Raw genomic sequence first — 9,588 nt, 5'->3', positions numbered from 1 at the left:
GCTCATCGATGAGAAGGGGGAAGGGCCGGCGTACGGAACGCCGGCCCTTCCGGTACGAGCCGCGAAGCTCGCGATGTCAGACCTGAGGTCAGCCGGCGACCGCGGCCGGGGTGCAGATCTGCGAGTTGGCCGCGGGCACACCGTTGATGATGGTGAGCAGGCCGGTGGCCGGCTGGTTGCTGTTCGCCGAGCAGGAGCTGACGACCGTGCTGTCGTCGCCCTCGCCGCCGCCGAGGTGGTTCACGTTGGCGTTCTCGTTCTCGTCGCCGCCACCGACGAGAAGGGTGGACAGCACGGCGCGCTCCGGCAGAACCTCGCCGGCGAGCATGTCCAGTTCGGTGTAGCTGAAGGACTTCATGTGGTTCCTTTTCTCCTTGTCAGGCCCGGATTTCCAAGGTGGATACCGGATGTCCCTTCCTCGCCGCGGGGTCGCAGCGAGGTAGCTCTACGTATAGCACGCATCACTGACCGTGCCAACTCGGAGCGTGCACGACACGCTACACGTCGTCACCTCCGTGTCGTCGTCCCGTCCGGCGCATGACCGTGCCGTGCTGGGTAGGAGGGGGGACGGGAAAGCCCGATCGGCAGGGGCGATCGGCGAGATCAGCGAGGAGCGGGCATGGCCGACGACAGCTTCAGCATCGACGTGGCGGCGATCCGGGAGCGCGCCCGGCGGAAGATGAGCCAGGGGCCGGTGACCGACGGCTACGGGCGGAGCACCGAGGAGGTCATCGGCGTCCTCAACGACGTGGTGGCCACCGAGATCGTCTGCTGGATGCGCTACGCCCAGCACGCGATCAGCGCGACCGGGATCAACCGGGCGCAGGTCGCCGACGAGTTCAACGAGCACGCCCACGAGGAACGCCACCACGCGCTGCGCGCCGCGGAACGCATCAGCCAGCTCGGCGGCGACCCCGACTTCGACCCCGAGACCATCGCGCGCCGCTCGCACACGACGTACGCGACGTTCAAGGACGACGACCTGCGCGGCATGCTGGAGGAGAACCTCGTCGCCGAACGCATCGTCATCGAGTCCTACCAGGAGATCATCCGCTGGCTCGGCGACGGCGACGTCACCACCCGCCGCCTGATGGAGGACATCCTCGCCGAGGAGGAGGAACACGCCGACGACCTGATGGACCTCCTCGGAAACTGAACGGCGCCCGTGTCGTCCCGGGTGCGCCGGGTATGCGGGGCGGCATGGAATTCGGATACACGCTCCTTTGCGAGCAGACGCCGCCGAAACAGCTGGTCACCGACCTGGTGGAGGCGGAGGAGGCGGGTTTCGGCTACTCGGTCATCTCCGACCACTACTTCCCGTGGCTCGAAGAGCAGGGGCACTCGGCGTACGCGTGGTCGGTGCTCGGCGCCCTCGCCCACGCCACCCACCGCATCCCGCTGATGACCTTCGTGACGTGCCCGATCATGCGCTACCACCCGGCCGTGGTGGCGCAGAAGGCCGCCACGATGGGCGTGCTGTCGGACGGGCGGTTCACGCTGGGCCTCGGCGCCGGCGAGAACCTCAACGAGCACATCGTCGGCCGGGGCTGGCCGTCGGTGGACGTGCGGCACGAGATGTTCGCCGAGGCCGTCGAGATCATCCGGGCGCTGTTCGGCGGCGACTACGTCAACTACCGGGGCCGGCACTTCACCGTCGACTCCGCGAAGCTGTACGACCTGCCGGCCGAGCCGGTCCGCATCGGCATGGCGGCGTACGGCCCGCGCGCGGGACGGCTCGCCGCCCGGCACGGCGACCTGCTCATCTCCGACCAGCCGGTGGGCGACGTCGTGTCGCTCTTCAACAACGAGGGCGGCGGCGGCAAACCCGTCTACGGCCAGATCCCGGTCGCCTTCGGTCAGGACTACGAGGAGTGCAAGCAGCGAGCCCACCGCGTGTGGAAGTTCTCCGCTTCGGCGTGGAAGGTGATGGCCGAACTTCCGGGGCCGGTCAATTTCGAGGCCGCGACGAAGACCGTCCGTCCAGAGGACGTGGCGGAGTCCGTTCCGTGCGGCAACAATGTGAACGACTACCTGGAGGCGGTCCAGAAGTTCGCCGACGCGGGGTTCACCCACATCGCGTTCGCGCAGTCCGGCGCCGAGCAGCAGAAGGACTTCCGCACCTGGGCGGAGATGGAGCTTCTGCCCGCCCTTCGAGAACGATTCGGCTGAGACCTGCGAGCCACACCGGTAATGGCTCCCCGGCGTGGCGACGGTCCGATTCCCGGGTTCGTAATTTCGTGGTACACGAACCCGGGAGGACCACGTGTTCCGGCTCCTTTTCGCCCTCGCCGTCACCACCGCCGGGACGATCGCGCTGGCCGCGTGCGACGTCTCGTTCGCCTCGCTCGGCCCCGGCGGCACCTTCCGGGACGGAACGGAACTCCCGTCCCGCATCACCGCCGTGCGCATCGACGTCGCGGAGGGCGGCGTGACGGTGCGGGGCGGCGACGCGAAGCCGAACCTGCGCCGCACCGTCCGGTACCGCGACGACCGTCCCGAAGGCGCCACCCACCGGGTCGAGAACGGCGTCCTGATCCTCGGCGGCTGCCCCCGCGACTGCTCGGTGAGCTACACGGTCGACGTCCCGGCGGGCGTCCCGGTGAGCGGCGGCGCGTCCGGCGGCTCCCTGCACCTGCACGGGGCCGGCGAGGTAAACGTCACCACCGGCGCGGGCTCGATCGGCCTCGCGGGCGTCACGGGGCCGATCAAGGCGCGGACGTCCAACGGCCGCATCGAGGGGCACGACCTGCGGGCCGAGCGGATCCTCGCGGAGACGGCGAACGGCGACATCACGCTCGTCCCGTCCGTCCCGGCGGACGTCCGCGCCGTGACGTCCAACGGCGACATCACCGTCACCGTCGCGGGCGGCCCCTACCGGGTCTCGGCGACCGCGGGCAACGGCCGCGAGCGCATCACCGTCCCCACCGGCCCGTCCGCCGTCCACCACCTCGCCCTGACCAGCACCAACGGCGGCGTGACCGCGACGGCCCCGTAGGCGATGGGCGGCGGCCGGACCGCCTGCGCTCAGACCGCGGACGGGACGCGCCCCTCGGGCACGGCGTCGGACCGGCGGGCGGCGCGCCGCCGGGTGCGGAACCCGAACGCGGTGACGGCGACGGCGAGCAGCGCGGCCGCGAACGGGACGGTCAGGGCCGTCCGCAGCGCGTCCATCCGCGCCGCCGCCGACCCGGCGTCCCCGAGGGCCGCGACCTGCACGGCCGTCACCGCCGACAGCCCGAGCGCCATGCCGAACTGGATCGCGGTGTACAGCAGCCCGCCCGCGACGCCGTGCTCGCGCTCGTCCACGCCGTCCGTCGCCGCCATCGTCAGCGGGCCGTAGACCAGCGCGAACGCCACCCCGAGCAGCAGCATCAGCGGGAACATCAGGGCGTAGGCCCAGTCGGGCCCGAGCGGCAGGAACAGCCCGTACGCCAGCGCGGCGAGGACGAGCCCGCCGAACAGCACCCGCGTGTTGCCGAACCGGCCGACCAGGTACGGCGTCAGCGTGGGCGCCAGGACGACGTCGACGCCGAGGGCGAGCATGGCGAGCCCCGTCTGCCACGTCGTCCAGCCGCGCAGATCCTGCAGGTAGAGGGTCAGCACGAACTGGAAGCCGGCGAACGCCGCGAGGAACAGCAGCGCGGACACGTCCGTCCGCACCAGCGCGGCCGACCGCAGGAGCCCGAGCCGGACGAGCGGGCTGCGCGACGTCCGCTCGATCGCGGCGAACACCGCGAGCAGCGCCGCGCCCGCCGCGAAGACCGCCGCCGTCGTCCCGGTGCCCTCGCCGGGGTGCTCCAGCCGGACGGTCCCGTACGCGAGCAGCAGCATCGCCCCGGTGACGGCGAACGATCCCGCGAGGTCGAACCCGCCGGGCGTCCGCGGTCCTGGCGCGTCCGGTTCCCGCACCAGCGGGACGGCCGCCGCCAGGATCAGCGCGGACAGTGCGACGGGCGCGAAGAACACCCAGCGCCAGCCGAGCGAGGTGAGCAGCCCGCCCGCGACGAGGCCGAGGGTGAAACCGCCCGCCGCCGTCCCGGCGTAGATGCCGAGGGCGCGGGTCCGCGCCGGACCGGCCGGGAACGCCCCGGTGATCAGCGCGAGCCCGGCCGGTGCCATGAACGCCGACGCGACCCCGGTGACGAACCGGGACACCAGCAGCATCCAGCCCTCGGTGGCGAATCCGCCGAGGCCGGAGAACAGCATGAACACGACGAGCCAGGCGAGGAAGACGCGGCGGCGGCCGAGCAGGTCGGCGGCGCGCCCGCCCAGCAGCATGAACCCGCCGTAGCCCAGCACGTAGGCGCTGATCACCCCGCTGAGCATCCCCGTCGACAGACCGAGGTCGTCCCGGATGGACGGCAGCGCCACGTTGAGCATCGCCACGTCGATCCCCTCAAGGAAGATCGCGCCGCATAGCACCGGCAGCATCGCCCAGGTGCGCCCGTCCGTCCGGGCGGCGGAAGCTGACATGACCCGTTCCCTTCGCGAAGAGAGGGCCGGTTCCCGCCGTGGGGGCCGGTTCCCTCTTGTAACCGGCCCCATCGTGGGTGACCATTGGGGGTCATGGAAGACGGAACTTTCGAGTCCCTCGGTTACTGCGGGGATACCGTTGACGACGAGGACGTCCTGCAGTGGGACACCCGCAACGACTGCGAGGTGCGGCAGATCCTCGACCGCATCGCGGACAAGTGGTCGCTGCTGGTGATCGCCCTCCTCGACCAGCGCTGCACCCTCCGGTTCACCGAGTTGCGCCGCCGCATCGACGGGATCAGCCAGCGGATGCTCACCCGGACGCTGCGGCACCTCGAACGCGACGGGCTGGTGACCCGGACCGTCCATCCGACGGTTCCGCCGCGCGTCGACTACGCCCTCACCCCGATGGGCGAGACGCTGCACCACACGATCCGCGCGCTCGTCACCTGGACCGAGGAGCACCAGAACGCGATCGCCGCCGCCCGCTCCGCCTACGACGCGCGCGTCCTCGCCGAGGAAGCGGCGGCGCGCCGCGACGCGGCCGAACGCGACGCCGTGGCCAGGGCCGCCCTGCCCGTCCGCCGCTGACGCCGGACGGCCGGTGCCGCGCGTCCGGGTTTCGCGCCATTCTTTCGGGCGGCGGCCGATCGCGCGACAGAAGGAGAGCGCTCACCAGGGAAGGGAATCGAAGAAACGGTTCGAGCGAAGCGAACGCCGGACGCCCGCGTCGATCGGTGTCTACGGCGGCAGGGGCGGTGGAACGTGTGAAGTCACTGTGCGTTACGGGTTGGGGTAACGCTGCTATTGCATTCGTTGCCAATACTTGCGAATGGGACGTTCGGGACAGTAGTTTCATCCGCGAGTGAGTAGTGGCGGGCCGGGGCGCGGAGCACAGCACGGCCTGATCGGCTTGGGAGCCATCGGCTGCTGGGGAGCCCATGAAGAAGCGTACCGACCGGAAGATCGCCATCATCGGCACCGCGACGGCCGCCGTCCTGCTGCCGGCCCTGATGGTGGGCCTCGCGCAGGCGGGCGTGGGCGTGCCGATGACGGACTCCGAGAACGCGGGGGCGTCGCAGCCCGTGCCGTCGTTCGGCCCGGCGACGCAGCCTGGCGCGCCCGGGATGCCGACGGGGCCCGGTTCGCCGTCGCCGACGGCGTCGCCGATTCCCGAGCTGCCGAGTCGGCCGATGTCGACCGACCCGTTCAACACGGGCTCGGGCGAGCCGGCGTCGAACGACCCCGACACCAACGCGAGCAGCCACGGCAAGAAGCCCCATCTGCCCGACAAGGTCGCGGACGCGCCCAGCAAGTACGCCAAGGCGAACGACGGCGCGAAGATCACCGGCGTGAAGAAGGTCGGCACGCGCATGTACGACGTCTCCATCGCCTCCCCGGCGCTGGGGGCGACGGTCAAGACGCGGATGCTGATGCCGAAGGGGTGGAAGGCCGGTGCCAAGCGGTCCTGGCCGGTCGTCTACGCGTACCACGGCGGCAACAACAACTACCAGTCGTGGACCAAGGACTCGCAGATCGAGCAGGTCGTGGACGACTACGACGCGATCGTCGTGATGCCCGAGGGCGGCTGGCAGGGTTCGTACAGCAACTGGTGGAACGACGGCAAGGGCGGCATTCCGATGTGGGAGACCTTCCACATCGAGGAGGTCATCCCGCTGATGGAGCGCAACTTCCACGCCGGGACGAGCCGCGCCGCGATCGGGCTGTCGTCCGGCGGGCAGGGCGCCATCACGTATGCGCAGCGGAACCCGGGCCTGTTCAAGTACGTCGCGTCGTACAGCGGTGCGCTGAACATCACCGCGCCGGGCGTCCCGGCGTTCCTCGTCTCCATCAACAAGGAGGCGGGCACCAAGATCTGGGGCGACCCGCTCACGAACCGGAACGTCTGGCGGCAGCACGACGCGACGGTCATGGTGGAGAAGCTCAAGGGCGTCGGCGTGTACGTCTCGTGCGGCAACGGCGAGCCGGGCCCGCACGACAACCCGAACGCGGCGATGTGGGACGCCGGACGGGTCGGCGAGCGGCTCGCCTACCGGATGAACGTCAACTTCATCGAGGCGGCGGAGAAGGCGGGCGTCGAGGTCACCGACAGCCTGTACGGCAAGGGCATGCACAACTGGAAGTACTGGCGCCCCGAGCTGGCGAAGAGCTTCCCGATGGTCGCCGGTGCGATCGGGGCGAAGAAGCTCTGAGCCTCCGGTTTGGCGAAGCCTTGACGGCGCCCTGGTGAAACCGTTGAGGTCGCGTCGGGCGTGATTGGCGTCCCCGTTCGTAGCGTGGTTCCCATGTCTGCGACGGGGAGCGGCCGATGCCGGAGGTGACGGCCTTCGAACCGGGGACGCCGTGCTGGCTGGACCTCGCCAGCCCGGACCCCGAGACGTCCAAGCGGTTCTACCGCGAGCTGTTCGGCTGGTCCTCGTACACGATGACCGTCGACACTCTCGACGACTACGAGATGTTCACGCTCGGCGGGATCGAGGGGCCGACGGTCGCCGGGATGCAGACGCTCGCCGACGAGACGCAGCCGCCGTCGTGGACGTGCTACTTCCGGGTCGAGGACGTGGAGGACGTCGCGCGGCGGGTCCTCGCGGCCGGCGGGCGGGAGGTCGTCGCGCCCATGGACATCGCCCATCTCGGGCGCATCGCCATGTTCGTCGACACCCAGGGGTCGGACTTCGCCGTCTGGATGCCGCGCGAGGTGCAGGGCGCGGAGGTCGTCGGGGAGCCGTCGGCGATGTGCTGGGTGGAGCTGGCCTCCCGGGAGATCGAGAAGTCGCGGCGCTTCTACGGCGAGGTCTTCGGGTGGCGCGCGGTGGACCGCCACTACTACCGCGACTACGTCTACACGAACTGGAAGATCGACGGCTGGTCGGTGGCCGGGATGGTCTACATGGACGGGACGTGGCCGCCCGAGTGGCCGGGCGACTGGATCCCCTACTTCCAGGTCGCCGACTGCGACGCGACCGTCGGGCGGAGCGTCGAGCTCGGCGCGAGCGTCGTCGTCTGGCCGGACGACATCGACCCCGGCCGGTTCGGCGTGATCATGGACCCGACCGGCGCGCGGCTCGGGCTGCTCAGCCCGCGGGCCGCCCGGTAGAGGCGAGGGAGCGGCGGATGCCGACGGTGACGGACTACCAGCCCGGCATGGCGTGCTGGCTCGATCTCGCCAGCCCCGACCTCGAGGCGTCCAAGCGGTTCTACCGCGAGCTGTTCGGCTGGTCCTCGTACACGATCACGCAGGACGCGTTCCCCGACTACGAGGTCTTCACGCTCGGCGGGCCGGAGGGGCCGAGCACGTCCGGGCTGTACCGGCTCGTCGACGAGACGCAGCCGCCGACCTGGACGGTCTACTTCCGCGTCGAGGACGTCGACGCGGTCGGCCGGGCGGTGACCGCCGCGGGGGGCCAGGAGCTCCTCGACCCCATGCAGGGCATGCACCTCGGCCGCGTGGCGATGTACTCCGACCTGGAGGGCGCGGACTTCGCCGTCTGGCAGCCGTTCGGGCGGGAGGGCATGGAGATCCTCCGGGAGCCGTCGGCGATGTGCTGGGTGGAGCTGGCGTCGCGCGACATCTGGAGCGCCCGGCGCTTCTACGGCGACGTCTTCGGCTGGCGGGCGCTGGACCGCCGGTACTACCGCGCCGCGCCCTACACCGAATGGGAGACCGACGGCCGTCCGGTGGGCGGCGGCATGGTCTTCATGGACGAGCGCTGGCCGCCGCACTGGAGCGCCTACTGGACCCCCTACTTCTGGGTGACCGACTGCGACGCCACGGTGTGGAAGGCCACCGAGCTCGGCGGGCGGGTCACGATCCCGCCGACCGACATCGATCCCGGACGGTTCGCGGGGATCGCCGACCCGACCGGCGCGCGGCTGGCCGTGATCACCCCGGATCCGCGGTACGCGCCCTGACGGACCCGCCCGCGCGCCCGTACCGGGATTGAAGGGCCGGACGGCGGGCAGTGCACGGCGGTGCGAGTCGGGGACAAGGTGCGGCGCCTCGCGCCGCGGACGGACCGCCGGTCCTGGGAGGACCGGCTCAAGGTCACGGTCAAGGGCGTCGTCGCGGCGGTCGCCGCGTGGCTGATCGCCGCGCACCTCGTCGGGCACGCGATGCCGTACTTCGCGCCGCTCGCGGCGCTGCTCGGGGTGTATCCGACGGTGGCGCGGTCGGTCCGGGAGAGCATCGGCTACGCCGCGGGGTTCCTGGTCGGCGCGGGCCTGGCGATCCCGGTCGGGACGTTCATCGGGCCGAACGCCGCCGGGATCGCCGCCGTCCTGGTGGTCGGGCTGCTGCTGTCGAGCTGGCGCGGGTTCGGCAACCAGTCGTCCCAGGTGGCGTTCACGGCGCTGTTCGCGCTGCTCGTCGGGGGGAACGAGGTCGCCGGGTACGTCCGTCCGCGCCTGGCCGACGTGGCGGTGGGGCTCGCGGTCGGCCTGATCGTCAACTTCGTGCTGTTCCCGCCGCTGTACCTGCGGCGCGGCGAGTACGCGGTCGCGCAGGCGCGCGACGCCTGGCGGAGGCGATGGACGAGTTGGCGCGCGGCGTCGCCGACTCCGAGGAGGACTGGCGGAACCGGTGGGACGACGCGGAGCCGCGGCTCGGGTACGTCGTCGACCAGGCGCGGTTCGCCGTCGACCGCGGCTACGAGAGCCTGCGCGGCAATCCCCGCGCGCGGCTGCAGGGATTCCGGTTGCGCAGGCGCATGGCCGACCAGTGGGGGACACCGCGCCAGATGACGACGCTGGAGCACGTGACCGCCGACGTGCGCTCGATCGCGGAGACGCTGCGGGAGGCGACCGAGTCCGATTCGGGGGAGCTGCGCCTGACCCGGACGTTCCGGGCGGGGTACGCCGAGCTGGTGCGGGCGCTCGCCGACGTCGTCCGCTGTCAGCCCGCCGGGACGGGCGGGTCGGCGGAGGCGGCCGAGGCGGCCTGCGACCGCGCGGGTGAACTGCAGCGGGAGCTGCAGCGGCCGTTCGAGGGGACCGCGACCGACTTCCCGAGCATCTGGGACCCGCATCGGGAGCTGCTCAGGGTGTCGCGGCTCACCCTCCTCGTCCTGTCGCCATAATTGTTGACAATTTGGGTTA

General features: G+C 71.2%; 11 protein-coding genes. 9 read left to right on the top strand and 2 right to left on the bottom strand.

What is annotated here, in order from left to right:
* Positions 1-88 precede the first annotated feature (88 nt).
* Positions 89-358, bottom strand: coding sequence for a hypothetical protein (locus BJF79_RS15215; RefSeq protein WP_075898063.1), 270 nt, complete (start codon positions 356-358; stop codon positions 89-91).
* A gap of 261 nt (positions 359-619) precedes the next feature.
* Here BJF79_RS15215 and BJF79_RS15210 point away from each other — a divergent pair, with 261 nt between their 5' ends.
* From BJF79_RS15210 to BJF79_RS15200, 3 genes are all read left to right on the top strand, one after another.
* Positions 620-1,156 carry a bacterioferritin gene (locus BJF79_RS15210; protein ID WP_075898061.1) on the top strand — a complete coding sequence of 179 codons (537 nt, stop codon included), beginning with the start codon at positions 620-622 and terminating at the stop codon, positions 1,154-1,156.
* Positions 1,157-1,200: 44 nt separating this feature from the next.
* Entirely contained in the window at positions 1,201-2,169 is a 969-nt protein-coding gene (locus BJF79_RS15205; RefSeq protein ID WP_075898137.1) for a TIGR03557 family F420-dependent LLM class oxidoreductase, read from the top strand.
* 94 nt (positions 2,170-2,263) lie between these two features.
* Positions 2,264-2,995 carry a DUF4097 family beta strand repeat-containing protein gene (locus tag BJF79_RS15200; RefSeq protein ID WP_075898059.1) on the top strand — a complete coding sequence of 244 codons (732 nt, stop codon included), beginning with the start codon at positions 2,264-2,266 and terminating at the stop codon, positions 2,993-2,995.
* 29 nt (positions 2,996-3,024) lie between these two features.
* On the opposite strand, the gene BJF79_RS15195 is transcribed toward BJF79_RS15200, so the two are convergent.
* Positions 3,025-4,473: an MFS transporter gene (locus tag BJF79_RS15195; RefSeq protein ID WP_075898057.1), complete on the bottom strand. Its 1,449-nt coding sequence runs from the start codon at positions 4,471-4,473 to the stop codon at positions 3,025-3,027.
* 93 nt (positions 4,474-4,566) lie between these two features.
* Between BJF79_RS15195 and BJF79_RS15190 the strand changes: the two genes are divergently transcribed.
* The 6 genes from BJF79_RS15190 to BJF79_RS15165 all read left to right on the top strand — a co-directional run bounded on the left by BJF79_RS15190 (position 4,567) and on the right by BJF79_RS15165 (position 9,569).
* Entirely contained in the window at positions 4,567-5,064 is a 498-nt protein-coding gene (locus tag BJF79_RS15190; protein WP_075898055.1) for a winged helix-turn-helix transcriptional regulator, read from the top strand.
* A 350-nt stretch (positions 5,065-5,414) separates the two neighbouring features.
* Positions 5,415-6,686, top strand: a complete 1,272-nt coding sequence (locus BJF79_RS15185; protein ID WP_083733458.1) for an alpha/beta hydrolase — start codon at positions 5,415-5,417, stop codon at positions 6,684-6,686.
* A gap of 116 nt (positions 6,687-6,802) precedes the next feature.
* Positions 6,803-7,591, top strand: a complete 789-nt coding sequence (locus BJF79_RS15180; RefSeq protein WP_075898053.1) for a VOC family protein — start codon at positions 6,803-6,805, stop codon at positions 7,589-7,591.
* A 17-nt stretch (positions 7,592-7,608) separates the two neighbouring features.
* On the top strand, positions 7,609-8,406 hold the full coding sequence (locus BJF79_RS15175; protein ID WP_075898051.1) for a VOC family protein: 798 nt from the start codon (positions 7,609-7,611) through the stop codon (positions 8,404-8,406).
* 60 nt (positions 8,407-8,466) lie between these two features.
* The gene (locus tag BJF79_RS15170) at positions 8,467-9,234 is read left to right on the top strand and encodes an FUSC family protein (protein WP_158079180.1); all 768 of its coding nucleotides are present in this window, start codon (positions 8,467-8,469) and stop codon (positions 9,232-9,234) included.
* Positions 9,231-9,569, top strand: a complete 339-nt coding sequence (locus BJF79_RS15165; RefSeq protein ID WP_075898047.1) for a hypothetical protein — start codon at positions 9,231-9,233, stop codon at positions 9,567-9,569. Before BJF79_RS15170 ends, BJF79_RS15165 begins: the two co-directional genes overlap by 4 nt.
* The last annotated feature ends 19 nt before the right edge of the window (positions 9,570-9,588 follow it).

The organism is Actinomadura sp. CNU-125 (assembly GCF_001942465.1).
Taxonomy (GTDB): domain Bacteria; phylum Actinomycetota; class Actinomycetes; order Streptosporangiales; family Streptosporangiaceae; genus Spirillospora.
The sequence above is the reverse complement of the archived record's forward strand: the minus strand, read 5'-3'. Positions and strand labels throughout refer to the sequence as shown.

What these genes read in the sequence shown, in the direction of transcription:
- BJF79_RS15215 (WP_075898063.1), bottom strand. Translation starts at nt 358, where the DNA reads ATGAAGTCCTTCAGCTACACCGAACTGGACATGCTCGCCGGCGAGGTT.
- BJF79_RS15210 (WP_075898061.1), top strand. Translation starts at nt 620, where the DNA reads ATGGCCGACGACAGCTTCAGCATCGACGTGGCGGCGATCCGGGAGCGC.
- BJF79_RS15205 (WP_075898137.1), top strand. Translation starts at nt 1,201, where the DNA reads ATGGAATTCGGATACACGCTCCTTTGCGAGCAGACGCCGCCGAAACAG.
- BJF79_RS15195 (WP_075898057.1), bottom strand. Translation starts at nt 4,473, where the DNA reads ATGTCAGCTTCCGCCGCCCGGACGGACGGGCGCACCTGGGCGATGCTG.
- BJF79_RS15190 (WP_075898055.1), top strand. Translation starts at nt 4,567, where the DNA reads ATGGAAGACGGAACTTTCGAGTCCCTCGGTTACTGCGGGGATACCGTT.
- BJF79_RS15185 (WP_083733458.1), top strand. Translation starts at nt 5,415, where the DNA reads ATGAAGAAGCGTACCGACCGGAAGATCGCCATCATCGGCACCGCGACG.
- BJF79_RS15180 (WP_075898053.1), top strand. Translation starts at nt 6,803, where the DNA reads ATGCCGGAGGTGACGGCCTTCGAACCGGGGACGCCGTGCTGGCTGGAC.
- BJF79_RS15175 (WP_075898051.1), top strand. Translation starts at nt 7,609, where the DNA reads ATGCCGACGGTGACGGACTACCAGCCCGGCATGGCGTGCTGGCTCGAT.
- BJF79_RS15165 (WP_075898047.1), top strand. Translation starts at nt 9,231, where the DNA reads ATGACGACGCTGGAGCACGTGACCGCCGACGTGCGCTCGATCGCGGAG.